We start from the raw sequence: 25,094 nt of genomic DNA, 5'->3' as shown, positions 1-25,094 counted from the left end.
CTGGCGTGGGCGATCGGGGCCCCTCACCCTAGAAGGTCGCACATCCCTTCACCGGCAGGCCGGCGCCCGTACTGACGGTGCCGTGCGCTGGCCTCTGCTCAATACGCTGCGCCCATGACGAACCCTGAATTGATCGATCGGCTGATCGTGGAAGCGTCACAGGCGGCCGACTGGCGCAGCGGCTGCGCCCGGGAAGGGTACTTACCGCTTTTCAACAACTTCGGACAGGTCTCTTACCTGAGCCCGGCCGGTGACCTCCTCATCGACGACCTGGAGGACGGCCCGTTGCGGCCGGCCGACCCGGGCGAACGCGACTTCGCGCTCGCCCGGGCTGCCGAGAATTATCCGGAACTCACCGACCTGCGGCCATCGAGGCCGCAGTTCGCGACGACCTGCGAGCTGTGCCGTGGCGGAGGCAAGGTGAAGTTGTCCCAGGGGGCGATCGTGCCGTGGCAGGGCGACAACGAAACGAGGCCGTTCCTGTACTGTCCGGGCTGCAACAGCCTCGGATGGACCGTGACCGTCGCCTCCTAAGGAGTCCGTCGATGTCGTTTCCCCGTCTGGCCGGGCTGGCCGGCATCGGGTTCGTCGTCATTCTGATCCTGGCGAACCTGATCCTGACCGCCGCCGGATTCCCCACGCCGTCGCAGGCGGTGTCCGTTGAGGAGGTCGCCGCCGTCTTCACCGCCGAATCCGGGCGGCTGCGGCTGGCCTCGGCGCTCCTGCCGACCGCCTGGTTGCTGGCCACGGTCTTCGCGACCGGCGTGGCCGTCCACCTCGGCCGTCCGCGGGAGGGCCGGATCGACCCCTGGTGGATCGTCGGTCTCGCCGGCGTACTCATGCAGTCCGTGGTCTTCACCAGCGTCGAGGCCACCCGGCTGGCGCTGATGTCCGCCGGCCCGGACGGTGTCGCCGGGATCTGGGCCCTGCACAACGCGCTGTTCGGCTTCAACCAGGTGTTCCTGGCCACCGCCCTCATCGGGTTCTCGATGGCCGGCGTCCGTGCGGCCGCCGTCGCCCGGTGGCATGCGGCCATCGGCTTCCTCGCCGCCGCCCTGCTGTTCGCCACCGCGACCACCAGCCCGTACGGCATAGGTGATGTCAATCCGCTGGCGCTGGCCGGCCTCGCCGGATGGCTGCTCTGGCTGTTGTGGATCCTGGTCTTCAGTGCCCGGTTGATCCGGGACCGGGTGCACGGCGATCATTGACCTGCCGCCGGGCCGTCGCGAGCGGCAGCGACCGGGACGTGGTCGTGGGGCCGTTCAGCCTGCGGCAGGTCGGCTGTTCGCGATCATCCGTTGCATGACCTTGAGCGCTGCGACGTACTCCTCGTCCGGGATTCCCTCGTGGATCCGCGCACGCAGGTCCGTCACGAGTGCCCTGATGCGGCCTTGAGCCGCCCGCCCGGCCTCGGTCAAATGCAGCCGTCGGGCCTCGTCCAGCTCGAGCCAGCCGCGGTGCAGAAGCTGATCGACGGCACGAGGCACCTCGAACGGACTCTCTGCGACGTCTGCCAGCTGCGCCGCGACGGCCTCCCGGGTCAGTCCGTCACCGGCGTCCACCCGGGTGAGGGTCCACCATTGCGGCTGGGTGACGTCGATACCGGCCATGGCGTCGCGGAGCCGGTTGACGACGGCCTTGTGTACGGCGCCGCTCCAATATCCGATGGGCTGCGCGGCAAGGGCACCGTCGGCAGCGAACGGATCGGCGGTCGCGGGCACGACATCGGAGCTCACGGGACCTCGAATCCATCGGCGTCGAATGATGTCGGCCATCCTATCGGCGGCACCGGCCGGGCAGCCCACCCGGATCTCGCTCCGCTGCGGTGGTCAGGCGGCGTTCACGGGGATCCGGCGCCGCCGGGCGGCCTCGGTCTTGGGGACGTGGACGGTGAGTACCCCGCCGGCGAGGTCGGCGCTGATGTGCCCGCTGTCGATGTCGCCGGGCAGCCGGGTGTGGTGGGCGAACCGGCCGACGCGGCGGGTGCGGTGCCGCAGCCAGCCGATCTTCTCCTTCTCGACGATCTCGCCGTGCACCCGCAGCACGGTGCCGGTGATCTCGACGGTCAGATGCTTGCGGTCGACGCCGGGTACGTCGATCTCGACCAGGTAGGCGTCGTCGGTCTCGGTGATGTCCGCCGGTGGTGTCCACGCGCGCGCCGCCGGGAACGGGAAGGCGCCGAGCATGGTGGTGACGAGCCGGTGCAGTGACGCGAGCTCGCGTAGCGGTTCGACGCCGGTGGCAGTGGCCGGCGGGTTCTGCGATCGAAGAACGGGAAGTGTCATCGTCTTCTCCACAGGGGTGTCCGAAGCACCCGGGAGGGTGCCCGGTGCGGCTGGTCGCGGCCCGGCATCCGGTCGGGGTGCCGGGCCGCTTCGGAGGTGACCAGGAGAAGGTCACGGGTACGCCGGCCGCAACAGCAGGCCGGCGTGGGGTGCGGTCAGCCCTTGATCTGCCTGCGGCCGGTGTCACCGGTGCCGATGGCGATCCTGCGGGGCTTGGCCCGGTCGGACACCGGGATCTCCAGGGTCAGCACACCGTTGTCGTACGCGGCCTTGAGGTTCTCGGTGTCGAGGGTGTCGCCGAGGAACAACTGCCGGCTGAACACGCCCATCGGCCGCTCGCTGATCACGGTCTCGATGTCGTCCTTGCCGCGGCGCCGCCGTTCGGCCCTGACCTGGAGCACGTTGCGCTCGACGGTCAGGTCGATCGAGTCGGGGTCGACGCCGGGCAGATCGAAGTACACGTAGAAGGTGTCGCCGTCGCGTTCGGCGTCGACGTGCATCACCGCGGGCCGGCTGGTGGTGCCGACGATCTGCTCGAACACGCGGTCGAGGTCGCGGAACGGGTCGGTACGCAGAAGCATGGTCATCTCCTCCTTGGTGCTCCCTCACCGGAGTGTGGTGCGTCCCGGGTTCCCCCGGAGGTTGAGTGCCCTGGACTCAACTTACTTCTACCATTACTACGCTTCCCCGCCGTCGTCAAGTGCCCGGCCGGCGACCCGGCCGGGCGATAACCTACGGTGCCTCGGAACCGCGTGACCCCGGAGGGAACGATGACGGCAGAGCGGTCGATGCCCACACCGGACGACGTCCTCGGATACTTCGGCGCGCTGTCGAACTGGGGACGGTGGGGCGACGACGACCAGCGCGGAACCCTCAACCACATCACCGACGAGGTACGGCTGGCGGCCGCGCGGACCGTACGCCACGGCCGGAGCGTGTCCTGTGCGTGGGAGGTGGCCGTACCGCGGGACATGGAGCGGTCAACGACGACGTGCCCGTGTGCCGCCGACATGCCGGGGGCCGAGACCATGCCGGCCGCCTTCCACGCCGACCGTCGCTGGGGGTTCTCCCACGAGCGGCTCGGCATGATGTTCCACGGCAACACCGTCACCCACATCGACTCACCGTGCCACCTCTACTGGGACGGCACGATGTACAACGGGCGGCCGCACACGCTTGTCGACGCCGCGCGGGGCTCGGCCTGGGCGGCCGTCACGGCGGCGGCGGACGGGATCGTCACGCGTGGTGTCCTGCTGGACGTCGCGGCAGCTCGCGACGTGCCCTGGCTGGAGCCCGGCGAGGGCGTGTTCCCGGAGGATCTCGAGGAGGCCGAGCGTCGCCAGGGAGTGCGCGTGCGGCCCGGTGATGCGGTGCTCCTGCGGACCGGTCATGGCCGCGCCCGGCGCGAGGGCGGCGCGGACGGCGGGTTCCGCCAGGCCGGCTGGCATGCCTCCTGCCTGCCGTGGCTGCATGAACGCGAGGTCGCGCTGATCGGCGCCGACACCCCGCAGGACGTTCAACCCTCGGGGTACGACGACGTTCTGATGCCCGTGCACGCCGTCGGTCTCGTCGCGATGGGTCTGTGGCTGCTCGACAACTGCGACCTGGAGGCGTGCGCGTCGACAGCCGCCGAACTCGGCCGGTGGGACTTCCAGCTCGCGGTCGCGCCGGTCCGGTTCGCCGGCACGTCCGGCAGCCCGGTCAACCCGATCGCCACGTTCTGAACGCCGCACGCACGTCGCGTCTGCGCGGTCGCCGAGACGTGGCCCGGGGAGGGAGGCGCGGCGGGCGGACCGTAGCATCCACGGATGCAACATGTGCTGCGAGCCGCCGGCCTCGAGTCACACCGTGCCAAGGAGTATGCCGTCCACGACGAGACGGTCATCGTGGTGGACGTCGCCGGTGAAGCCCAGCAGATGTGGCGCTCGGCGCGTGCCGGTCTGACGGACCATTATCCGGTTCTCGCCCTGCCGTCATTTCTGATCACCGACGCCGACTTCCGCCACCCGATCGCGCCCGGTGAGCTGATCACCCGGGCGACGGCCCTGGACGTCACGACGTATCTGACGCAGCGCCCGGGGTCGCAGATGCCCGGCGCGCGGGACCGGGACCCGGAGATCCTCGGCACCGGCGACGAGGGATACGACCTCACCGGGTACGACGTGGCGGAGTTCGGCGATCCCGAGGTGCTGGTCATCGTGCCCCGGCCCGAGCCGTGGGCGGCATTCGCCTACCTGGACGCCTACGCCTCCCTGCTGGGGACGAGGTCGGAGCTGATGACCGCCGCGGCCCGCGGGTGGGGTGAGCGGTACGGCGCGGTTCCCACGGTCATCGGTCTGGCCTGCGGGTTCACGGTGTCACGGCCGCCGACCGAGCTGGCCGACGCCGAGCGGCTCGCGGCCGAGCACGTGGCCGTTGCGGGGCTGACCGCGGGTACATCGATACGCGCCTACGCACGCGCGCTGATGGAGCTGAGGCACTGGACCCTGTACGACCGGCCGTGATCGGCTGATCAGGACAGGAGCGACTCGAAGCCGTCCGCGGCGCGGGAGACGACGAACTCGGTCACCGCATAGTCGGCCAGGCCCCGGCTCCGGAACGGATCGGCGGCGAGACGCTGCTCCAGCTCTTCCGTGGACACGTCCCGGGCCAGGATCACACCGCCGACGCGGGGGACCCGGCGACCGGAGGCGATAAACACGCCGTCGGTGTACTGCTGATCCAGCCAGGCGATGTGGTCCGCCAGGGCGGCATCGATCTCCTCGAGGTCCACCCGGTACGTCAGCGTGATCACGAACATGCCGTGATCGTAGGGCAGCCGCCGGCCCGCGCGGACGGTGGCAACGGCGTCGGTGGGCCGGGACGCCGCATGAGGCGCCCCGTCGGTGCGATCAACGCCAGACCGTGTAGCGGACCGTCTGGGTGTCCGGCTCGATGTAGTCGACCTGGTACAGCACGCGGAAGACGGTGCCGTCGGGCACATCGGTGGCCAGCACCGTGCGCTGGCGCGGCGTGGTGGAGCAGGCCTGCACCGGCTCGGTGTAGGTCGGGTCGCCGCCCTGGGGTGGGAGGAAGGCCAGCAGGAAGGTCTGGCAGTTGTCGTCCGGGTTGCGGGTGTCCCTGATGTGGGAGACCGCGATGGTGGAGCATCCGGACTTCGGCACCGTCACCGGTGTGGAGGCGATCCGGCCGCCGGCGTAGAAGCTGTTCCCGGGGCGGGCCGGCGCACAGGCGCCGTGGGTGGAGGGATGGGCGGCGGCAGCGGTGACGGGTGCGAGCACGGCCGCGCCGGCCACCGCGAGGACGGTTCCGATACTTGCGGTTCTGTTCATGCGACCGACGGTCCTCCGGTCACCCCCGCCACCCCGATGACCAAGAGTAGCTGGCACGTATCCAGGAGTAAGCGGTGGCGGGGTGGGGCGCCCAGCTCGTGTGAGCGCCCCGTGGCCTATCGGTCCCGGCCAGACACCGCGGTCAGAACCCGGGGAAGACGCTGCGCAGGTCGTCGAGGGTGATGTTGCCGGTCACCTCGGTGCCGGCGGGGGTGTGGGCCGGGGTGAGGCGGCCGTAGAGCAGTCGCAGCGCGGACTCCAGCGAACCGGTGAAGGTCGCGGTGGCGGGCAGGGTGTCGGTGGTGAACCGGACCGACTCGTCGATCACGATGCGGTACGGCGTACCGCTGATCTCCACGACGGCGTGTTCGGGTGCCTCCTTGGCCCGTCCGACGAAGCCGAGCAGAAAGCCCAGTCCCCCGGTGAGATGCTCGGCGAGGACCTCGGTCGAGCCCTCGGCCAGGGTCGCCGCCGGGTCGAGACCCACCCGCACGTCCCAGGTGTGCTGGGCCACCTCGCTGAGCCGCAGCGCGGCGAACGAGGCGAAGGGCACCGGCTCGGGCAGGAAGGTCCTGACGCGGAGGTCCTCGTGACGGTCCTCGGGCACGGATTCGAGGCCGGTGACCAGGGCCTGATCCGACGCGATCGAACCGGTGGCCTGCTCCGGTGGGCTGAGGGCGTTCCAGCGGTCCCACACGCTCTGGTTGAAGTCCGGGCCGGGCGCCTCGGCCTCGCCGATCGCCGCCCGGAAACCGGCCAGGGTGATCTCGGCACCGCTGCCGAGGTGCGACAGCACGTCGGCGACGGTCCAGTCGGCGGAGCCGGACGAGCCGGTCAGCTGATCGTCGGAGAGTGACGGAACGAGGCCGGCAAGGCCGTCGTGTTCGCTGCGCAGGGCCGCGATGGTGCGGCCGGCAAGGGTCGTCATGGCCCCAGCCTAGATCGACGACCGCGCCGTCCCCGCGAAGCGCCCCGCACGCCGTTTACCACCAGGGCTGAGGGGTAGCCAGGCGATCTGTGGGGCGGTGCCCGCGGGGAGGGACCGCCGGGACCGCGTCAAGAAGCGGCGTAGATCTCGAACTCCTGGTCAGGAGTCCTACAGCGATCCGCGCATCACCGGCGCACACCGGCCGGTGGTGCGCCCTTCGAGGAGCGTTTCTCATGACGCACACCGAACCGATGGCGATGACGCTGACGGAGACGTTCGCCGAGCTGGGCCGCATCCGGCTGGCAGACCTCGATGCCGACACGATGCTGGCGGAGATCGCGCAGCTGACCAAGCGCGCTCTCAGGGGTGCGACGGAGGTCAGCGTCACCCTGCTGGACAGAGAACGCGCCCGGACGGCCGCGTGCACCGGCGAGCTCGCCCGCACCCTCGACGAGAGCCAGTACGACCACGGCCGGGGCCCGTGCCTGGACGCTGCGGGCCGCACCGCGATCCTGGCGGTACCCGATACCGGCAGTGAGGATCGTTGGCCCGACTGGGTGGCCACGGCTGAGCACCACGGCGTACGCAGCTCGCTGTCGGTGGGAATGCCGATCGGGGAGCAGATCGCCGGTGGGCTGAACATCTACGCCACCCGGGTGCACGCCTTCGACGACGACGCGATCACCCTCGCCCAGACGTTCGCCGGATTCGCCGCCGTCGGCCTGGCCGGCGCCCACCCTCGTCGAACGCCGGCCGAGGGCTCCCACCCGGCAGTGGCGGAGCTGGACACCGCCGCGATGGTGGACACGATGAAGGAGGCGTTCGTAGCGGTGGACCCCCACGGTGTGGTGGTCGAGTTCAACCGGGCGGCGCAGGAACTGCTGGGCTGGCCCGCCGAGCAGGCCCGCGGACGGCATCTGGACGACACGGTGCTGCCCGACTACGGCGGTGAGCCGATCGGCGAGGCGCTGAGCCGGCTGTTCGCCGCCGGTGCCCGCCGTGGGTTGCCGCGCCGGATGACCCTGCGCCACCGTGACGGCCGCCGACTGCCCGTACAGATGGTGTTGTCGGTGATCCGGGGCACGGCCGGAGCGCTGGCCTGCGCGTTCATCACCGATCTGTCACAACAGGAAGCGGCCGAGAACGACGCCGAACGGCAACGCCGGTTCCTGACCGCCTTGTTGGACAACCTCGACGTGGGCGTCGTCGCGCTGGACCCGGACGGCGAGCCGCTGGTGGTCAACCGGGAGCTGCGCCGGGTGCACGGTGTCGGACACGACGCGAGTGCCGCGGAGGTGACCCGGGCGGTCGCCGAGAGCATCTGCGATCTCGACGGCACGCCGGTGCCGCTGGAACAGACGCCGCTGGCCCGGGCTCTGCGGGGCGAGTACGTGCGCGGCGCCGACGTGCTGGTTCGCATGGCCGGCGTCCCGGACCGCATCCTCCTGGCCCACGCCCAGCCCATCACCACCGGCGACGGGACACGGCTGGGGGCGGTGGCGGCGCTGCACGACGTGACCGCGGTCCGCCGCGCCGAAGCCTTCCGGGCCTGTGAGCAGCAGGTCACCCGAACCCTCGCCGCCGCGGCCACCGTGGGTGACGCCGCCGCCGCCGTGCTGCGCGCGGTGTGCGAGGCGCTGGGCTGGCCGCACGCCGAACTCTGGCTGATCGACCCGCTCACCGACACCCTCCAGCAGAGCGGACACTGGAGCGTCACCGCCGGACAGTGCGGCGACCTGCACTCGGACCCGATCATCCGGGGCGCCGGTGTGATCGGCACCGTGTGGGCCACCGGACAGGCGCTGTGGGTGCCCGAGGTCACGGACCTCGTCGACCCGGCCGTCCGGCACTACCTCGCCGAGGCGCAGGCCTGCACCCGGATGGGCCTGCACACCGTCCTGGCGGTGCCGATCCGCGACGGCGACACCGTGATGGGCGTGCTGGCCTGCTACAGCGGCAGCCGGGAGCAGGAGCAGGATCTGCTCACCGTGCTGCTCAGCGGGGTGGCCGCCCAGTTCGGCATCTTCGTGGCCGAGCGCCGCGCCGCCGACCTCGCCGAGCAGCTGCTACGCACCCGTAACGACTTCCTGACCCTGGTCGGTCATGAGCTGCGCACCCCGTTGACCTCGATCGTCGGCTACGCCACCGTACTCGCCGGCGACTCCACCCTCGGCGACGACGAGGCCCGGCACATGCTGGAGGTCATCGCCCGCAACGCCGGCAGCCTGCGCACCGTCGTCTCCGACCTGCTGGACCTGTCCGGTCTGGAAGCGGGACACCTGCCGCTCACCGTCACCGAGCACGACCTGGCCGCCACCGTCACCGACGCGGTGGCCGACGCCGAGCCCACCGCCGCGGCGTCCGGCGTGCGGCTGCACACCAGAGTCCCCAGACGGCTGCCCCTGCACGGCGATGCGGCCCGGCTCCGGCAGGTCGTCGACAACCTGCTGTCCAACGCCATCACCTACAGCCCGCACGGCGGCGACGTCCGGATCCGCCTCACCGCCCACCCCGACGTGGCCGAACTACGGATCACCGATCCCGGCATCGGCATCCCCGAGGTTGAGCGCCACCGGCTCTTCGACCGGTTCTATCGCGCCAGCAACGTCGCCCACCAGGGCTTCCCGGGCGCCGGCCTCGGTCTCGCCCTGGTACACACCATCACCAGGCTGCATCACGGCGACATCAGCTTCGACACCGGTCACCACCAGCCCGGCACGAGCGTGGTGCTGCGGTTGCCGCGGCACAGCCCGACACCGCACCGCCATGCCGCTCCGTCACAAGGGTGAACAGGCCTTGACGAAGGAGGACGGTTGCTGTGATGCGGGCTCTCGGAATGGCATTGGCGTGTTGCATGCTGGCGGCGTGCGGCGGGCCTGGTTCTGCCTCAAGCAACCGCCCTCAGCCCCAGCCCGACCATGACGATGACGGATTGCGGGACGTTCAACTTGTCCCAGGGCGAAGAATTGCCGGAATCTGCAACGCGATGCCTGGTCGAGGCGGTGAAGACCGGATATCCCGCCCATCTGAAGGCGACCAGGCTCACCACCGAAGGCGACCCGACCCCCGTCACCTACGCCGGCGGCGTCGACGGCCGAGTGGAGGTCGTCACGGATTCGAGACAGGACGGATTCGGCACGCCGGGAATCACCCGCCAAATCTGCACCGGGCCGGTCGCCCTGCCAGAACTCGACTTCGATCAGTGCTCCGAGCCCACGCCCTTCGAATAGTGCGGAATTGTGAACGGGCCTTTCCGGTCGGCGGGCGGATTGGTCGCACCCGCATCCTGCCGCCGGAAGACCCGTCCCCTGCTTCAGGCCTTACTGAACGTCATGATCTGCGACCGTGCGCTGCCTCATACGGTCGCGTATGAGTAGCTGGCGGCGTACCAGCCACCGCCACAGTTGGCGACCGAGGTCTCGTGGACGCGAACCCGAGGTCCGTACACCACTTTCTGGGGCGTCAGTTCACGCCGGCAGTAGGCGATCGCGAAGACTGTAGTCATGGCGCCGGCGCTGCTCGTGCATCGGGCCCCTGTCCTCGTGGTATCGATGAGGAAACTGGAACAATTGGAGATCGCGCTGGCAGGAGAAGCGCTGAACGCGTTTGCTCCCGCGATGGCGAGGGCTGCTCCGAACACTGCTATCAGCTTGCGCATGCTCGCTCCGATCTATGGCGGATGGGTCGGCAACGCCGATCAGTGACAGCGATTCTCGAAAGAATGACGCCGCTTAACGCGATCGACACGGATAAACTGCTCCGGCGCCAAGGGTGGCTGCCCTGCCTCATTTTATTGTCATCGATTGCTGCGCGTTCCGATCTGGCCGGTTCCTGCCATCAGCGCGACCACGACGATGCGCCAGATCGGTCCACTGGCCGGACGCCGGCCTTGACGGTGCGAGTCTCACGACGGCCGTGACCACGCTCGCGGGTCCGGTCACCGACCGGGATCTGCGCCCAGGGAAGCCGCTTGAGCTGCTTGAACAGGGTCGGCTGGTTGCCCTTCACCTGCACGAGCAGATGCGCTCGACGGGCGGTGACCTCGTCGGCGTGCCCTGTCTGGGTGTGCAGGGCGTCAGCGATGAACAGCACCCCGGGTCACGCGGGTCGGAGACCTTCGTCAACGCGTTCAGCAGACCACTCTGTTCACCGTCGGTGACCGAGGTCGGTGCAACGGGATCGTGGGGTGTGGTGACGGTCAGTGCGGTGATGAGAGATGATGCCATCGGCGGTGAGGTCCTCGGGGTTGTGAAGCGTAGAGAACTCCATCATCACCGACGTGATCTCACCCGCTACCTTCGCCTCCACAGAGGCCACTCACTCCACAATTCCCAGCTCAGCGGCTTGCTACCCGACTACGCAATCACCCTGGGGGTGGCACGCGTCTGCCGCGCAGGTGGTGATGTTCGACCGTTCGAATACCGACGGGCTGAATATCCGGAAACGCGCACTCGAAGCGTTGAGGCGACGCGTTTCGGTGTTATGGCGCCGGGGACGGTGACTGCACGCAACGGATCATGCGGATCTCCCGTATCCCGTCCTCGACCTGGGCCGCCCCGTCGGCGATGAAGCCGTGCTTACGGTAGAACGCTTGCGCGCGAGGGTTGGGATCTGCGACCCACAGCGCGGCCGACTCCCCGACGTCGATGACAGCGTCCAACAACGCCTGCCCAGCGCCCGTACCGTGCTCGGCCGCAATCACATAGAGCAGATGCAGATGCTTTACCCACGCCGCCGCAGCGTCCAGGGATGGACCTGACATCGCGATGCCGATCAACTCGCCTTCCCGTTCGGCCACAGCCGTTCGGTTCTCGCGATATCGCCGGTCGGTAAGAGCCGCAGTCCAGAACCGCTCCCGTGCAGCCGGGAAACCCGGATCATCAAGGATCGCATCCGGCATGAGCCCTCGATATGTCTCCTGCCAGCACCGAACATGCACATCCGCCATCCGGGTAACGTCCCCGACCCGGGGCGGGCGGACAGTCAACGAGGAGTTCACCGCAGAATCGTAGGACGTGCCCACCTGCTCGCCGAACCCGGTTTCGGTGCCGATCGGCCGTCAGCCGACTTCCCGGCGGGCTGCCGAGTTGTTCATGCCCTGCGCCATGAGGCGACGGTAGTGACCACGTTTCGCGTGTTCTGGACCGGCGTCTGGGGCTCACGCGGACGACGGGGCTTGGGCACGGCAGCTCCTGATCGGGTCAGGTGTTGCGACGACCGTGAGAACCCGAGTTGGCCGAGTGGGGCCAACACCAGCCGCCGGGGCCGGGAGGACCTGGTGAGTGTTGGCCGAGGCCACGCCGGCATTTGCGCTACTTGCTGCGCACCCTGGTGAGCCCGTAGGTGCCGATCGCCTTCGCTGTCGTTCATGCTCCGGGTCGTGGCCGGTCGCCCGATTGGCTCCTTCTCCCTGGTGTCCGGTCGATGTTTTAATGTCGCCCTGCACATCCGAAGTGGAGGATGATCGTCTTGACCGATCTGCCGGCGACCCCACCCGCCGCGAGCGACACGCCGACCACGCCGGCCCTGGTGCTCGGCCGGTTCGAGAAGATCGTCGCGGTGGTTCTCCTCGCGCTGTTCGTGATCTTCATCGGCGTGCTGGTGGTGCTTCGGGGATCGGAGCACTGGGACCGGCTGATCTACCTCTTCGGTGGGCTCGAGGCGCTGGTGTTCGCCGCGGTCGGCGCGCTCTTCGGCACCGGTGTCCAACGGTCGCAGACCGCGCAGGCGCAGGCTACGGCCGAGCAGGAGAAGGCCCGCGCGGACGCCAACGAGACGAGCGCGGCCCACGGCTCGGCGCTCGCCGACTCGATTCGTGCGAAGCTGGACGGCGCCGAGACCACCGCCGCGCCGGAGGGCCGCGGGGCCCGTCCGGGGACGGGCCCGGCGAGCACTGATGAGGCTCGGTCTCTGGCCGAGCTCGGCCGGTTGGTCGACGTGTGGTTCCCGCGCCAACGGTAGCGACTCCGGGTGACCCGCCCGCGTTGCTGGTCATCCGGATTCACGATGCCGCGGCCGACACCTACGTCCATCGCGTCGAATTGCTCACCGGCGAGGGTGAGGAACTGGCCGCCGGCACGCTCGACACCGAGTTGCCGCCGTTCGCCGACGACCCGTACGGTGACGCCGGCCGGCTCGTCCGCGAGTCCGTGCTCGGTGCCTATGCCCCTGGTAGCGGGCGGGTCGAGAGGGTCGGCGCCTACCTCAGCGACCTGCTGCTGAAGGCCGGCGTGGGGGCGGCCTGGCACGACGCGCGGATCGGCGCACCCGACATGCTCACCGTGCTCGACATCCGGTCGCCGCGATTCGGGCGGCTGCCCTGGGAGTTGCTGACCGACGACGGTGTGCAGGTCCGCAATCTGGTGCGCGGGTGTCTTCCGTTCGGTGAGGCGCGCGCCGCTGAGCCGACCCCCATGCGGGTGCTCATCGTGGTCGGTTCGAACGATCCGAACCTGTCCGCCGAGACCGAGGTGGCCGCTGTTCAGCGGGCGCTGGCCGACCGGCCCTGGCAGGTGCACACCGAGGTGCTGGTCCATCCGTCGCGGAACGAGTTCTACGATCGTGTCGATCAGTTGCAGCCGCACGTTCTGCATTTCATCGGCCACGCAACGCTGTCTCCGGGCACCGATTCTCCGGTGCTCGACTTCACCGACGCCCTCAACGACGACGAGAGGTGGAGCCTCTCGGCCGCGCACATCCGTAACGGAATGCTCAACTGCGTCCCGCGGGTGCTGGTGCTGAACGCGTGCCGGACCGCGGAGATCAGCGACCAGGACGGCGTCTGGGGCATTGCGGACGCGGCTCTCGGCGTGGGGATGTCCGCTGTGGTGTGCATGCAGGGCCTGGTGGACTCGCACGTCGCGATCCAATTCTCCGACGTGTTCTACCGTTCGGTGAGCGCCGGGCATCGTGTCGACCAGGCGGTGGCCAAGGCGCGGTTCGAGATCAGCCGCCGGGTGGGGCTGGAGAAACGCGACTGGGGCCTGCCCGTGCTGCACCTCGGCACCCATCCCGGTCAGGTGCTGTCCATGGACTGTCCGTTGACGCCGTCGGACCGGCAACAGCTGCTCCAGGTCCCGGAGTTCGTCGAGGCTCGCAAGCACGTGGACCGCGACGTGCAGCGCCGGCACATGTGGTGGTCCGGTGGCCGGCCGGACGGGTCGGCCACCGGACTGGTCACGGTGACCGGTGCGACCGAGACCGGGCGGACCCATCTGGTCTTCTCCGCGTTGCTGACCTGTGCCGGGCAGGGACATCAGGTCCGCTATGTCGATCTCGCCAGTGCTCGCCGCCGGTCCTGGATCGAGGTCTTCTACGCGATCCGGGACGGGACACCGACAGCGAACGTGGATTCCGCGCTGCGTGAGCCGCTCCCCGCGCACGCGTTCGCCGACTTCGATCGGGAGGTCAGCCGGCTCGCCGAGGGCCGCGAGCCCCGGCCCGAGGATCCACGGCCGGGCGCTCCGCCGCGTCCGCACTTCTCCGCCACCACGGAGCACGCGCCGGTCTACGAGAAGCGGATCGCCGCCCGGTTCACCGAGGCGCTCGGCCGGGTGGCCGGTGACCGGCCCCTCACCATCGCGATCGACAATCTGGGCGGTGGTCACGGGGGCGGGATGGTGCCGGAGCAGATCACCAGCCACCTGAGCCCGCTGCTGCTGCGGGCCGCGGCGCGCGCTGAACTCGGGCCGGTCCGGTTGATTCTGGTCCTCCGGGAGGAGGAGCGTGAACTGCTCACCGCTGATGTCCGCGGCGCGATGCACGAGGTGCCGGTACACGGATTCCCGCGCCGGCTGTTCCCCTTCCTGCAGCGCGAGCACTTCGCCCGGGCCGGGCACCACGATGACGAGTGGCAACGGCTCGAAGGCCTGATCAAGTGGGCCCACAGCGACAACATCGGGGAGCATTGGCTGCCCGATTGGTTCGACATCGTCGACCGCGCACGACAGGCGGGCGCCCGATGACCGAGGCGTATCTGGACGAACTCGTCCGCCGGTTGCGCGCCGGGGAGGACCCCCGCAGGCTTCAGCAGTCCCTGCTCCCCGAGGCAACCCGGGAGACCCTGCGCCGCTGCGCGGTGGCCCGGACCTTCGACCCGGAGATCTACGGCCAGTGGCTGAGCGTGCCCGCCGGTCCGGGGCTCGACGAACTGGTCGAGGACGGCTTCGCCGAGCCGCTGCCCGGCCCGGACGCGCTGTACCGGCTACCCGAGGGCATCCGGACGGCATGGCTCGCCGACTGGCCCACCGGCGCGGGACGGGAGGCGTCCGCCGGGGCCGGACGGGAGGTACCCGCCGGCGTCGCCGAACTCAGCGGCCTTCTCGCCAAGGCCCATGCCGCGCGCGGTGACGGTGTGGAGCAGCTCTACCACCTGGCTCTGTCCGATCCGGAAGCCGCCGCAGTGCGGTTCAAGCAGCTCTTCCAGGAGGCCGACGCCCGGTTCGACCTGGCCGCCTGCCTGGACGTTCTGGACACGCTGGGCGAGCCCGGCCGGCAGCGGTGGCTGAGCCCCGAACTGGGGGCGCTGCACCTCGACCGGCGCACCTACCTGCGAGCGCGTTCGTTCTGGGCGACGGAATGGCGGCAATCGGCCCGGTATCTGGAGCGCCGTGGGCCGAACCGTCAGCTGGAACGGCTCATCGACGACGGCGATCACCGGATCCTGCAGCTGCACGCCCGGGGCGGCAGCGGCAAGACCATGCTGGTGCGCTGGTTCATCGCCCGATGGTGTGTGCCCGAGCCGCGGCGCATCCCGTGCGCCCGGATCGACTTCGACCTGGTCGACGTCGCCGAGGCAGCCCAGCGTCCGTGGCTGCTGCTGCTCGACGTCGCCGATCAGCTCAACCGGCAGATCCCCGGTACGCCGTTCCAGGAACTGCTGAACGACCGCGGCGTCCTGCGTGCGCTGCTCGACCCGCGCCGGTCCCCGGGGGTGGTCGGGGCGAGCGCACAACTCGAAGGCGAGCCGGAACAGGTTGCCCGGGAGGTGACCGAGCGGTTCGTCCGTACCCTGGCCGAGACCAGTGGTGAGCGGCCGGTGCTGCTCGCCTTCGACACCTTCGAGCGCATGCTGCTGGACCGCGACGGGCAGCCGGCGCCGCTGATGCACCTGCTCGCTCAGGTGCGGGACCGATGCCCCGCGGTCCGGCTGCTCGTCGCCGGGCGCTACGACCTGCGTGGACGGATGCCCTGGCTGCCGGATGTCCTTCCGGGACTGCGCACCGCGACCGTCGACCGGTTCACCGCCGGTGAGGCCCGGCGTTACCTGCACGATCGGCGTGGTATCACCGCACACGACCTGGCCGACGCGATGCTCACCAAGAGCAACGGCGATCCGTTCGTGCTGGCGCTGCTGGCGGACCTGGCGCAGGACCGGGCCGGGCTCACCGCCGAGCAGGTGCTCGCCTACGACGACCCGCAGGTCCTCTACCTGGTCGAGCGGATCATCTCCCGGATCGGCGACCCCACGGTGCGCTGGCTGCTGCGGTACGCCGTGGTCCCGCGCCGGCTCACCAGAGAGTTCGTCGCCGAGGTGATGGCCCCCTTCCTGCGGTCGGGGATGTCGGGCACCTCCACCGTGGACGACCCGGGCGCCGACGGGCTCCCCGGGCCGGATTCGGGGCAACTGTTCCGTACCGATGTGCTGGACGGCCCGGACGAACCGTGGAACCCGGACGCGGTCTGGCGCCAGCTGCTCCAATATGCGGCCGGTTCGTCGTGGGTGTCGTTGCGCCACGACGATCACGGCGTGGTCCAGTTCCATCCCGACCTGGTCATCCCCATGCGGCAGGTGCTGCGCCGGCATCCCGTCTACCTGGCACTGCATCGTGCCGCGGCCCGGTACTACGAGTGGAAGAGCGAACAGCAGCGGGAGAACCGGGTGTCCTGGCTGCTCGAGATGATCTACCACCGGTTCCAGGCCGGGGCGGCCGACGCGGCCGACGGCTGGCGGCAGGCGCTGCGGCTCGCCGAGGACGAACTCGGGCTCGAAGCCTGGGACCGGATCGCCGGCGAGGTGCTCGGACCCGACTACGTGGACGAGAACGGGACGCCGCTGCCCTTCCACGGCCGGCTGCCACTGGTCACGTGGGAAGTCGTGGCCGAGGCCCATGTCGAGCGTGCCCGGCTGGCCCTGGCCCGCGCGGCGCAGCTCCCCGGCGGTCCGGCGCACCTGCTCGCCGGCCGTGCCCTCGCGTCGTTGCAGCAGGCGGCGGCCATCCGTGAGCGGCACCGGCTCCGGGTTCCGGACGAGGCCGCGACGCGGCTGCTGTTCGCCACCGGTGAGCGCCTGCGGGCCAACGCCGATGCCGCCTATCAGGGCGCCATGCAGGCGCTGACCGAGGCTACCGATCCGGCGGACCGCGCCGCGGTCACCGAGGTGCTGGCCGACATCCGCCGCCCGGAGAGCCTCGGCGAGGCCGCGCGACTCTACAACCAGGCTCTCGAGGTGCTGACCGGCTTCGACCGGGTCGCCGCGGTCCGGGTCCGCCGTAAGCTCGTTCAGACGCTCGCCGAGCAGGGCCGCCTCCAACCGGCCGAGGAGCAACTGCAGGTCCTGCCCCGTCCGGATCTCGACGCCGAGAGCGGTGCGCTCGTCCTGATCGACGACGGCCGTGTCTGGCTGCGAGCCGGTCGGCCCGCCGAGCTGTTGCACCGGATCGCGCTGTTCCCGGCGGGCGACACCGCGACCCCGTCGGCGGCTGCGGCCCGGGACTGGTGCTGGGCCGCGGCTCGGCTGGCGCAGAACGAGCCGTTCGCCGCACTGGCCGCCTGCGACCGGGCCCTGGACCGGCTGAAGTCGCACTCCGCCGGCAACCTCTCCCGGCTACGCCTGGAACTGCGGGAGCTTCGGGCCCGCAGCAACGCCGCCGTGCTGCGTCTGAGCGAGGCCTACCAGGAACTCGAGGAGGTCACCGTCGGCTGGCGGAAACTCGGTGATCCCCAGCGCTCGGCGGCCGCCGCGGGCGTGCCGGCCGAGTTCGACCTGCGCGGCAACCGGACCCTGGGCGGGCACTCCGGCCAGCTGATCGACACCGCCTACGACGCGGAGACCGGTGGTGAAGGTTGGTTCTGGAGCCGGCTGAGTCTGCTGCGCTCCGCCGTGGAGCAGAACGCCCCGGACCGCGTCCAGCGCATCTTCGCCGACACCGTCGCGGCCCTGGGCCCACAACCGGCACCCCATCGCCAGGTGCGGCTGGCCTTGACGATGCTGCAGGGCGGTGCTGAAGAGGCGGTCGCTCTGCTCACAACCGGACTGCGCCGCATCGATACGGCGCCGGCCCGGCTGATACTGCTGACGCCACTGCGGTGGTGCGATCGCCTGCCGGCCGGTGTCGACGAGCGGTCGGCGATCGCCGAGTTGCTCGGCCCGGAACCCGGACTCGACGAGCCGCATCTGCTGCTGCTCTGGGCGGAGGCCATGCGGCTGCTGCGCGACGATGACACCGCCGTCCGGACGATCACGAGGGCGTGCACCTTCTGGCTGACCTATTACACGCCATCGCATGATGACCGTGATCGCGACTACTGGCGGTGGCTGGTGCTCGATGCGGCCGAGCGTCTGGGGCGGCCGGCCCTGCCGCTGCCGTCGGACGTCGGCGCCGACGTGATGCGGTTCGCTGCCCGGTCGCGGTCGACACCGGTGCTCGCCGCCTCGGCCCTGGTGCTGTGCGCCCTACGGGGCGGCGGCGAGAGGGAGACCACGGCGTGGCTCGATCGCGCCGAACGGCTGATCGCCGGCGGCGGAGCCAGCGGGTCGGAGTGGGAGTTCTACCTTCTTATCGCGTGGGCGCTGAGTTCTCGGGACCTGACCACCGGGCGTGCCCGGGTCTTCGCCGACCACGCGAGGCAGGTGTGGCAGCGGATCCGGCCGGGCCGCCCGATGCCCTACGCCGACCGGCTGACCGAGGGCGGTGGCTCCCGACCGTCCACGGACCTTCCCCTCGATGTCGGTGACGCATTGGGTACGTGGTCGCCGGACCAGCTGATATGCCGTATGGAAGCGACCGACGATGGCCCGGTGCTGGCTTCCGGCGGCGTGCCGAGGGACTTCGCCGTCGTCTTCGAGGCAGTCCGGGCCGACGCCGTGGCGAGTCACGCCGATTCGCTCAGCATCAGGCTCGACCGGATCTCCTTCGCCCTGCTCTCCGCATCGGAGATCCCGCTCTCCTACCGGCCGATTGGGCGCGATGTCACGATCGCCACCACATCGACTTTCCTCGGTGCGATTCCCTGGGAGTTCTGGGCACATTCCCGAGGAGGATTGTTCACCCGGGTGATGACCGACGAGCTGGTGCGCCGGCACACGGTCATGGCGCTTCAGCGGCAGTTGCGGACGGCGATGGGGATCCCGCTCGCCGTCGACGGCCTGATCGGTCCGATGACGTGGACCGCGGCCACGAATTTCCTGCGAGAGGAGGGTCTTGCCGCCCGGTTCGACGCGGCTGCATGGCGACTGTTGCGTCACCTTCCCACGATCCCGGAGATGCAGCAGGAATTTCCGGAGGTGCTGGTCGTCTCCGACGGTGATATCCGGCTTCTGGCGGATGTCGTCAGTGTTTACGACCGTGCCGGCTTCGCCGTTCGGCGGGCCGACGACACGCAGGAGCTGGCTCACCTGATCCAGGACATCGGCGGTCGCGGCCGGCTGGCGATCGTCCATGTCCTCGGCGGCTTCGGAGCGATCCGCAACAACGTCTACATCGAATCCGGATCCCGGCGTGAGCCGTCCGAGCCGGACGGGGAAACCGGCGAGGACGCGTATCCGATGGTGTCCAGCGCGGCTTTCGATCGGCCGTTCGCTTCGCTGCCTCCTCATCTGCCGCGACCGATGGTGATTCTGGATCCCCGGCGGCCGAGCGGCAACAGCGAGACGATGCGGCAGCTGGTGTGCCGCAACGCCTTCGCGCACCGTCTGCTGGAACTGGGCAACATCCCGGTGATCCTCGGCATCGGCCTGGAAGGCGAGTCGCTCGGCGGAAACTCGCTGCGCAACCTTTTCATCGAACAACTGGCCGCAGGCATCCCTGTTGACGAAGCCCTTCGCGAGCTGAACCGCGAGATCTCGAGGACGGACCCGATCAGCCGCAGTGTCGCCCTGTTCACCCACCTGCCGCCGTATGCCATGCCCAGCTGGCGGCTGCGCCGATGACCTCGACCGCCGGCGACCGTAAACGGGCCGAACTGGCGGCCAAGACCGCCGCCCTACGCGACGAGTTCGCCCACTGGCGTGCGGAGAGCGCCGCGGGCAAGCCCCTGGAGAAGCACCACACCCAGATCCACCGCATCACCGCCCGCCTGGGTGTCCTCCTGGAACTGCTGACCGCGGAGCCGGCCGCCGGCGATCTGCTCGATCATTGGCAGAGCATCGAGACGAGCCTGCTGGACGTCCACCACCTGTGGGACTTCTTCCGCACCAAGTTCGCCAGCCGATACCCGCCCTGGCTACGTGACATCCTGATAGTCGGCGACGAGCTGGTCTGGTCCTGCTACGAACCGGCGCAGCGGGCCGCCGTACAAGCGAATCAGATTGAACCGGAAGCGGTCCGGGAGCCGCCGCTGACCTTCTTCAGTACCGACGCCGGGCCGGTCGCCCTGGCCCGGCATGCGGTTTACCGCGTGCGAGGCCGTGGCAGTGAGTTGCACACCCAGGAGTTCGCCGGGGAGCTGCAGGCGCTGCCGGTGCCGGTCACCGCGGTGCCGTGGCATCAGGCCGGCCATCTGCCGGACGTGCTGATGCTGGCCCACGAGTCCGGTCACCACGTTCAGGATGACTTCCGTCTCACAGCGGTGCTGACGGCGGCCGTCGCCGCCGGTCTGAGCGCGGCCGGCACGCCCCAGTGGCGGCAGGATTTCTGGGTGGCCCGGTTCGATGAGATATTCGCCGACGTCTACGGCGTCCTGGCCGTCGGCGCGGCGTATGTCGCGGCGCTCATCGACTTCCTCGCGGCGCCGGCCGCGACGATCGCAATGCTGGCGGCCGACCGCCGATATCCGCCGCCGCATCTGCGGGTGCAGATCGCCTTGGCGGCGCTCCGCGCCACCTGCCCGGCGGATCCGCGGGGGCCTGCCCTGACCGGCGCCTGGTGGGATGCCCATCCGGAGCACGACTACCAGGAGTACGACGCGGACGTCACGCCGCTGGTCGACGCCATCCTGGCTGAGCCGCTGCCGGTGTTCGGTTCGGTGCCGTTGCCCGGTGTGCTCTCGTTCGGGCAGTGGTGGCGCGAGGCCGAAGTCGACAACGCGCGGATGATCGCCCGACGTAAGCCGGACAGCGGCAACCCGCGGGCGCTGCTGGCCGCGGCGGCCCTGGCGTTCCACGATGACCCCGCCACCTACGGTGATGTCGGCGTGGCCGCGCTGGCCCGTGCCCGGGTGCTGGCCGTCCAGGCGCAGGGCACCCGCTTCCGCAGCCAGGCGAGGGTGCAACCTCAGCTGGCCGCGGCCGACCGCGCTGCGGCGGAGGCCCTTCACCGGCGGTTGTCCGAGCGGCGCCGTCAGCCGGGATAGCCCTCGATCGCGGGCGCTGCGGCGTCGCCGGCCGGGCGCGCCAGCAGGTCCCATCGCATCGTCGTGACGAGTTCGGTCAGCACGTCGATCTGCATCAGGACCCAGCCTTCCGCGTCGGCGGCCGGTGATCGTACGGTCGACGCCGGATCCAGCCAGTTCTCGAATCCGTGCCGCACGTCGCCCACCCAGTCGTCGTAGGTCTGCCGATCGACGGCTGGCCGGGCGACGCGGAGCAACCGGTCCGGGCCGGGCGCGGTTGCGGCGAGGTCGGCGCGCAACAGCAGTGCCGTATCGGCCAGCTCGGCACACTGCTGGACAAGCGCCGGCGGCACCCGCCGGTGGCGAGGTACCAGCAGCCTGCGGGTGCCGTGGGGCAGCGTGGGCGTCGCCGCCGACGGCGGGCCGACCGCGTGTGTGACGCCGGCGCCGAGGTCGGTGAAGTAGCCGTCGAGAACGTCCGGACCGCCGCTGCGGATCGCCCCTCCGGCGGCCGCGGCCAACTCGGCGAGCAGGCGATGGTCGGGCCGCAGCGACGGTTCCGCGGCGGTTCGCCGTGATCCGGCCCAGGCGTCGAAGCCGGCCGGGTCACCGACGCCGATCGTCTGCATCTTGACTCCGAAGGACCGGTTCAAGTCGGCGATGAACGAGACGGGATCGGCGGTGGCGCTCATCAGCCGGCCGTTCGTCTCGGCTCCGGAGGGCGCCCCGTCGGCGCCGTCGCTGACCAGCACGATGAGCCGGTCGTTTCCCGGCACCCCGTGCCGGTGCAGCTGATCTGCCGCCTGATGCAGGGCGTTGCCGATGTCGGTGGGCTCGGGCCGGGGCGTGAGCATGGCGATCGCGTTCCGGAAGCGTCGGAGATCCGGGGCGTCGCTTGTTTCCGAGAACACCCACCGCACCGAGGTGCTGAACGTTCCCAGCGCGAGATGGGCGGGCCGGCCACGTATCCGCTGCCGCTCGTCGACCATGCGGGCCAGCGCCCGCTGCAGGGTTCGCATGCGGGACACGCGCCGGTCGCTGTCCGCGGCGTCCGGAATGTCGTCGACCGCCATCGATCCGCTGCCGTCGACGAGGACGACGACGTCGACGCCGGTACGCAGGGCCGGCGCGAACAGCTCCAATCGCGTCTGTGGGTCGATCCGGATCAGTCCGTGCAGTGGGCCGCCGCCGGCGTCGTAGGCAGCCCGGACCCGGAACGGCAGCCCGCCGGCGTGCACCCAGGCGGGCGGTGCCTCCACCCCGAGCCGACACACCTGGCCGACCGTTCCCGTCGCCCGCTGGAGTTGCGCCGCGAGCTGGTCCAGGCTGCCGTCGACCATGCTTTCCAGGACGATCGTGCCGGCGGGAGCCGACTCGGTAGCCGTCAGCGTCCACCGTTGTGCCACGCCGAGACTGAGTTCTGCGGCCAGTGACGAGCCGATCAGCACCTCGTCCGGGCCGAGACCGGCGGCCGGTTGGACCTGGACGGCCTGCCGCCGGCCGGCAGCGAGGTAGGCGACGGGCGGCGCTGTGGGATGCCCGACGAACACGGTGTTTCCCGGCGGGGATGCCGGGCCCTCGGTCACCAGCAGGTCGGCGTCGGCGTTCGACCAGGACTCGCGGGTCATCGGCCCTCCATCCGGATCGTCACGCCGAGGTCCGACGACAGCAGCCGGACCCGGCTGCCCTCCCGGCCGATGAACTGCCCGCGCAGCCCCGCGGGCACGTGCACGTAGAGGACGTTACGCCCGGGCAGGAACTCCGCGAGAAGGACCGCGTCGGCGAGCGCTGTCAGGCCCATGGCGCGCAGTCTCGACCGGAGCTTCTCGACGTGCTCGTGACCGGCATTCCGGGCCATGACCTGTTCGTCGAGAGCGATCCGGCGTTGCGGAGCATGCGCGCGCAGCAGGCTGCGCATCGTCGTCTCCCGTGGGCTGTCTCCCAGTTCGTGTTCCAGAGCGGTCAGCCAACCGTCCAGCACGGGCGCATCGACCAGGTCGCCGCGGACGCTCATCAGGGCCTGCCCGACGTTTCGCAGCGAGGGGAGTTCCGGGCGCCCGCTGCCCGCGGTCGCGGCGACGATCTGGAAAACGAGCTGATGGTCGGTCAGGTCCCGCAGGCGGAGACCGTGATCGGGACACAGGCCCAGTCCGAGGCTGTCCGTCGAGTGGAGCCGCCACCGCATGCCATGGCCCGCGCAGGCCCGGCGGCCGCAGGTCAGCAGTGCGGGTCCGGACACGAAGTCGCAGGAGACGGTGCCGGTGGCGGTGCAGTCGGCGACGGCGCAGGCCGCGAAGACCTCGTCGTGGCAGTCGAGGCAGGAGAAGAACTCGAGATCGCCGGGATGGCGGCGCCGGTGCTGGCCGCAGTGCGCGATCCGGCCCTTGCACTGGGGTCCGTGGCACCAGAAGCGGGCGCGTTCACCGCAGCCGCAATACGGTGCATGTGCCGGGCAGAAGGCGCGATCGTCACCGACGAGGATCGCATGCCGGTCGCAGAGGCGATCCTGCTGATCACCCGGTTCGGCCTGGAAACAGACGAAGGGCGCGTAGCTGACGTCGCCGGCCTTCTGGCACTGCGTGCAGGGGTATCGCACGGTGTCCCGTTCGAGGACCCCGCGCAGCGAGAAGGACAGGTCCGGGGTGACGACGGCGGGCGCGGTGTCCGGGTCGGTCACCCACAGCACACAGCTGTCCCCGTCGGGCAGTTCGACCCCAACCGTCGTCTGCCCGGACAGCGACCGGCCGGCGAGTGCGGTCTCCACCGTCGACCAGAGGGTGACCAGTTCCCGCGCAGCGGCCGGGGGCCGGTACCGGCTGTCCCGCAGATCCAGTACGACAGAGACGGCACTGACCGGGGCGGCATCGGTCAGCAGGCTCGCCCAGTGGTCGCGTACCGTCCGGAGCCCGCCGGGGGCCAGTTGCCGGTTGGCCGCGGTGAGATGGTCCATCGCGAGTACGGTGGCGTCGCTGAGCAGTGTCTCCTGGCCGCCCGGCCGGCGGGGGAGCAGGTCGTTCTCGGTGCGCGCCGCCTCGCGATGGCCGGCGGCGTGCAGGGTGAGGCCGCCGATCAGGGGCATCAGCTCGTCGGCGGTCACCTCCATCATGCGCAGCTCCGGGACCAGGTCCCGGATCATCGTCCGTACACGGAGAGCCGCCGGCCGGCAGTCGCCGGACAGTTCGGCCGCCAGCCCCCACGCGATCGCCGCCGATCGATCGCGGTCGTGCACCTGCTGCGGATCCCGTGCCACCCGCCGGCCGGTCCGTGCCATCCGGCGGGCCTTGACCGCCAGAGCATGGATCAGCACGGCGTGGGCGACGGCCTGCGCCGGGAACACCTGCGCGTCGATGCAGCCCACCTCGACGCTGTCCATCCGGGGGTCGCTGCCACCGATCGGGTCCACGTCCCGTCGCGGAATGTTCGTGACCCGCAGCAGGTGCAGCGGCTGCGCGGAGTCGATGAACCGGGCGGGCAGCCGGTCGGCGGCGTCGGCGAGCCGCTGGGACCCGTGGTTCTGACCCGGAGCGGACCGGCCGGTGAGAGCGATCAGCTCCGGCACGTACCGCCGCAACAGGTTGGCGGTGACCTCGCGATGGGCGTCGCCGATGACCTCGGCGCCGTGGCGGTCCTCGCACAGCCAGTCCTGATCGCGCGAGGTGACGGTGGCGGCGGGAACCAAGGCGCCACCGTGCTTCGCGGTGGCCTGCGCGAGTACGGCGGTGGCCTCGGCGAGTGCGGTGCGCAGGGCCGACCGGCGGGTGGGGTCGCTGATCCAGACCGGACCGGTGTCGATCCAGAGCAGACCGGGCCGCGTCGCGTCGGTGTGCAGTCGCAGCGCCGTACCGCCGAGGGTAGGCAGCGCCGGCCGCCTGTCGAGCAGTTCTTGAACGACGGCTGCCGGGTCGCCGGCATGCACCACGTATCCCTTTCGGAGCAGGTGCCGCAGGGGACCGTCACGGAAGACATTGACCAGCATCTCGGCTATCCGACCTTTCTGGACCGGCCCGAGCCTGCCAGGATCGCCGGGCGAACTCAATCGCCCTTTCGGTGGCGGCCGCT

General features: G+C 70.4%; 21 protein-coding genes. 11 read left to right on the top strand and 10 right to left on the bottom strand.

Annotation, left to right across the window (positions count from 1 at the left end; genetic code table 11):
• The first annotated feature begins 114 nt into the window (after positions 1-114).
• Positions 115-534, top strand: a complete 420-nt coding sequence (locus BC793_RS39305) for a hypothetical protein (protein WP_146246662.1) — start codon at positions 115-117, stop codon at positions 532-534.
• A gap of 11 nt (positions 535-545) precedes the next feature.
• The gene (locus tag BC793_RS39300; RefSeq protein ID WP_109601695.1) at positions 546-1,208 is read left to right on the top strand and encodes a hypothetical protein; all 663 of its coding nucleotides are present in this window, start codon (positions 546-548) and stop codon (positions 1,206-1,208) included.
• A gap of 54 nt (positions 1,209-1,262) precedes the next feature.
• On the opposite strand, the gene BC793_RS39295 is transcribed toward BC793_RS39300, so the two are convergent.
• The 3 genes from BC793_RS39295 to BC793_RS39285 form a co-directional block, all read right to left on the bottom strand.
• Positions 1,263-1,775, bottom strand: coding sequence for a MarR family winged helix-turn-helix transcriptional regulator (locus BC793_RS39295; protein WP_109601694.1), 513 nt, complete (start codon positions 1,773-1,775; stop codon positions 1,263-1,265).
• A gap of 54 nt (positions 1,776-1,829) precedes the next feature.
• On the bottom strand, positions 1,830-2,285 hold the full coding sequence (locus BC793_RS39290; protein ID WP_109601762.1) for an Hsp20/alpha crystallin family protein: 456 nt from the start codon (positions 2,283-2,285) through the stop codon (positions 1,830-1,832).
• A gap of 155 nt (positions 2,286-2,440) precedes the next feature.
• Positions 2,441-2,866, bottom strand: coding sequence for an Hsp20/alpha crystallin family protein (locus tag BC793_RS39285; RefSeq protein WP_109601761.1), 426 nt, complete (start codon positions 2,864-2,866; stop codon positions 2,441-2,443).
• A 189-nt stretch (positions 2,867-3,055) separates the two neighbouring features.
• Between BC793_RS39285 and BC793_RS39280 the strand changes: the two genes are divergently transcribed.
• Positions 3,056-4,009, top strand: coding sequence for a cyclase family protein (locus BC793_RS39280; protein ID WP_239170553.1), 954 nt, complete (start codon positions 3,056-3,058; stop codon positions 4,007-4,009).
• Between the two features lie 84 nt (positions 4,010-4,093).
• Positions 4,094-4,789, top strand: coding sequence for a DUF4253 domain-containing protein (locus tag BC793_RS39275; protein ID WP_109601692.1), 696 nt, complete (start codon positions 4,094-4,096; stop codon positions 4,787-4,789).
• A gap of 8 nt (positions 4,790-4,797) precedes the next feature.
• Here the strand turns inward: BC793_RS39275 and BC793_RS39270 are convergent, their stop codons facing one another.
• The 3 genes from BC793_RS39270 to BC793_RS39260 all read right to left on the bottom strand — a co-directional run bounded on the left by BC793_RS39270 (position 4,798) and on the right by BC793_RS39260 (position 6,545).
• Positions 4,798-5,085 (bottom strand): YciI family protein, encoded by a 288-nt coding sequence (locus tag BC793_RS39270; protein WP_109601691.1) that lies wholly within the window; start codon positions 5,083-5,085, stop codon positions 4,798-4,800.
• Between the two features lie 91 nt (positions 5,086-5,176).
• On the bottom strand, positions 5,177-5,617 hold the full coding sequence (locus tag BC793_RS39265; RefSeq protein WP_109601690.1) for a hypothetical protein: 441 nt from the start codon (positions 5,615-5,617) through the stop codon (positions 5,177-5,179).
• A gap of 142 nt (positions 5,618-5,759) precedes the next feature.
• Positions 5,760-6,545 (bottom strand): maleylpyruvate isomerase family mycothiol-dependent enzyme, encoded by a 786-nt coding sequence (locus BC793_RS39260; RefSeq protein ID WP_109601689.1) that lies wholly within the window; start codon positions 6,543-6,545, stop codon positions 5,760-5,762.
• Between the two features lie 233 nt (positions 6,546-6,778).
• Between BC793_RS39260 and BC793_RS39255 the strand changes: the two genes are divergently transcribed.
• The 3 genes from BC793_RS39255 (at position 6,779) to BC793_RS49210 (ending at position 10,249) form a co-directional block, all read left to right on the top strand.
• Positions 6,779-9,334, top strand: coding sequence for a sensor histidine kinase (locus BC793_RS39255; RefSeq protein WP_109601688.1), 2,556 nt, complete (start codon positions 6,779-6,781; stop codon positions 9,332-9,334).
• Positions 9,335-9,463: 129 nt separating this feature from the next.
• The gene (locus BC793_RS39250) at positions 9,464-9,775 is read left to right on the top strand and encodes a hypothetical protein (protein WP_146246661.1); all 312 of its coding nucleotides are present in this window, start codon (positions 9,464-9,466) and stop codon (positions 9,773-9,775) included.
• Positions 9,776-10,048: 273 nt separating this feature from the next.
• A complete protein-coding gene (locus tag BC793_RS49210; protein WP_146246660.1) occupies positions 10,049-10,249 on the top strand; it encodes a hypothetical protein in 201 nt (66 codons plus the stop codon).
• Between the two features lie 133 nt (positions 10,250-10,382).
• Here the strand turns inward: BC793_RS49210 and BC793_RS39245 are convergent, their stop codons facing one another.
• Together BC793_RS39245 and BC793_RS39240 are read right to left on the bottom strand one after the other, a co-directional pair.
• On the bottom strand, positions 10,383-10,637 hold the full coding sequence (locus tag BC793_RS39245) for a hypothetical protein (protein ID WP_239170554.1): 255 nt from the start codon (positions 10,635-10,637) through the stop codon (positions 10,383-10,385).
• Positions 10,638-11,025: 388 nt separating this feature from the next.
• Positions 11,026-11,445, bottom strand: coding sequence for a GNAT family N-acetyltransferase (locus BC793_RS39240; protein WP_239170555.1), 420 nt, complete (start codon positions 11,443-11,445; stop codon positions 11,026-11,028).
• A 569-nt stretch (positions 11,446-12,014) separates the two neighbouring features.
• On the opposite strand from BC793_RS39240, the gene BC793_RS39235 reads away from it, so the two are divergent.
• The 4 genes from BC793_RS39235 to BC793_RS39220 are packed head-to-tail and all read left to right on the top strand — an operon-like array spanning position 12,015 to position 21,056.
• Positions 12,015-12,506: an ABC transporter permease gene (locus BC793_RS39235; protein ID WP_146246659.1), complete on the top strand. Its 492-nt coding sequence runs from the start codon at positions 12,015-12,017 to the stop codon at positions 12,504-12,506.
• A gap of 23 nt (positions 12,507-12,529) precedes the next feature.
• The gene (locus BC793_RS39230) at positions 12,530-14,509 is read left to right on the top strand and encodes a CHAT domain-containing protein (protein WP_109601685.1); all 1,980 of its coding nucleotides are present in this window, start codon (positions 12,530-12,532) and stop codon (positions 14,507-14,509) included.
• Complete coding sequence (locus tag BC793_RS39225; protein WP_109601684.1) at positions 14,506-19,695, top strand: Clp protease/crotonase-like domain-containing protein; 5,190 nt, start codon at positions 14,506-14,508, stop codon at positions 19,693-19,695. Before BC793_RS39230 ends, BC793_RS39225 begins: the two co-directional genes overlap by 4 nt.
• Positions 19,692-21,056, top strand: coding sequence for a hypothetical protein (locus BC793_RS39220; protein ID WP_109601683.1), 1,365 nt, complete (start codon positions 19,692-19,694; stop codon positions 21,054-21,056). Before BC793_RS39225 ends, BC793_RS39220 begins: the two co-directional genes overlap by 4 nt.
• Here the strand turns inward: BC793_RS39220 and BC793_RS39215 are convergent.
• Positions 21,044-22,663, bottom strand: a complete 1,620-nt coding sequence (locus BC793_RS39215; RefSeq protein ID WP_109601682.1) for a vWA domain-containing protein — start codon at positions 22,661-22,663, stop codon at positions 21,044-21,046. The genes BC793_RS39220 and BC793_RS39215 overlap by 13 nt on opposite strands.
• Positions 22,660-25,011, bottom strand: coding sequence for a KH domain-containing protein (locus tag BC793_RS39210; RefSeq protein WP_109601681.1), 2,352 nt, complete (start codon positions 25,009-25,011; stop codon positions 22,660-22,662). The genes BC793_RS39215 and BC793_RS39210 overlap by 4 nt, the downstream gene beginning before the upstream one ends.
• Positions 25,012-25,094 lie beyond the last annotated feature (83 nt).

Source organism: Actinoplanes xinjiangensis (assembly GCF_003148685.1).
GTDB lineage: Bacteria > Actinomycetota > Actinomycetes > Mycobacteriales > Micromonosporaceae > Actinoplanes > Actinoplanes xinjiangensis.
The sequence above is the reverse complement of the archived record's forward strand: the minus strand, read 5'-3'. Positions and strand labels throughout refer to the sequence as shown.

What these genes read in the sequence shown, in the direction of transcription:
- BC793_RS39265 (WP_109601690.1), bottom strand. Translation starts at nt 5,617, where the DNA reads ATGAACAGAACCGCAAGTATCGGAACCGTCCTCGCGGTGGCCGGCGCG.
- BC793_RS39220 (WP_109601683.1), top strand. Translation starts at nt 19,692, where the DNA reads ATGACCTCGACCGCCGGCGACCGTAAACGGGCCGAACTGGCGGCCAAG.
- BC793_RS39240 (WP_239170555.1), bottom strand. Translation starts at nt 11,445, where the DNA reads ATGCCGGATGCGATCCTTGATGATCCGGGTTTCCCGGCTGCACGGGAG.
- BC793_RS39260 (WP_109601689.1), bottom strand. Translation starts at nt 6,545, where the DNA reads ATGACGACCCTTGCCGGCCGCACCATCGCGGCCCTGCGCAGCGAACAC.
- BC793_RS49210 (WP_146246660.1), top strand. Translation starts at nt 10,049, where the DNA reads ATGGCGCCGGCGCTGCTCGTGCATCGGGCCCCTGTCCTCGTGGTATCG.
- BC793_RS39215 (WP_109601682.1), bottom strand. Translation starts at nt 22,663, where the DNA reads ATGACCCGCGAGTCCTGGTCGAACGCCGACGCCGACCTGCTGGTGACC.
- BC793_RS39290 (WP_109601762.1), bottom strand. Translation starts at nt 2,285, where the DNA reads ATGACACTTCCCGTTCTTCGATCGCAGAACCCGCCGGCCACTGCCACC.
- BC793_RS39250 (WP_146246661.1), top strand. Translation starts at nt 9,464, where the DNA reads ATGACGATGACGGATTGCGGGACGTTCAACTTGTCCCAGGGCGAAGAA.
- BC793_RS39270 (WP_109601691.1), bottom strand. Translation starts at nt 5,085, where the DNA reads ATGTTCGTGATCACGCTGACGTACCGGGTGGACCTCGAGGAGATCGAT.
- BC793_RS39275 (WP_109601692.1), top strand. Translation starts at nt 4,094, where the DNA reads ATGCAACATGTGCTGCGAGCCGCCGGCCTCGAGTCACACCGTGCCAAG.
- BC793_RS39305 (WP_146246662.1), top strand. Translation starts at nt 115, where the DNA reads ATGACGAACCCTGAATTGATCGATCGGCTGATCGTGGAAGCGTCACAG.
- BC793_RS39225 (WP_109601684.1), top strand. Translation starts at nt 14,506, where the DNA reads ATGACCGAGGCGTATCTGGACGAACTCGTCCGCCGGTTGCGCGCCGGG.
- BC793_RS39280 (WP_239170553.1), top strand. Translation starts at nt 3,056, where the DNA reads ATGACGGCAGAGCGGTCGATGCCCACACCGGACGACGTCCTCGGATAC.
- BC793_RS39210 (WP_109601681.1), bottom strand. Translation starts at nt 25,011, where the DNA reads ATGCTGGTCAATGTCTTCCGTGACGGTCCCCTGCGGCACCTGCTCCGA.
- BC793_RS39300 (WP_109601695.1), top strand. Translation starts at nt 546, where the DNA reads ATGTCGTTTCCCCGTCTGGCCGGGCTGGCCGGCATCGGGTTCGTCGTC.
- BC793_RS39285 (WP_109601761.1), bottom strand. Translation starts at nt 2,866, where the DNA reads ATGCTTCTGCGTACCGACCCGTTCCGCGACCTCGACCGCGTGTTCGAG.
- BC793_RS39255 (WP_109601688.1), top strand. Translation starts at nt 6,779, where the DNA reads ATGACGCACACCGAACCGATGGCGATGACGCTGACGGAGACGTTCGCC.
- BC793_RS39295 (WP_109601694.1), bottom strand. Translation starts at nt 1,775, where the DNA reads ATGGCCGACATCATTCGACGCCGATGGATTCGAGGTCCCGTGAGCTCC.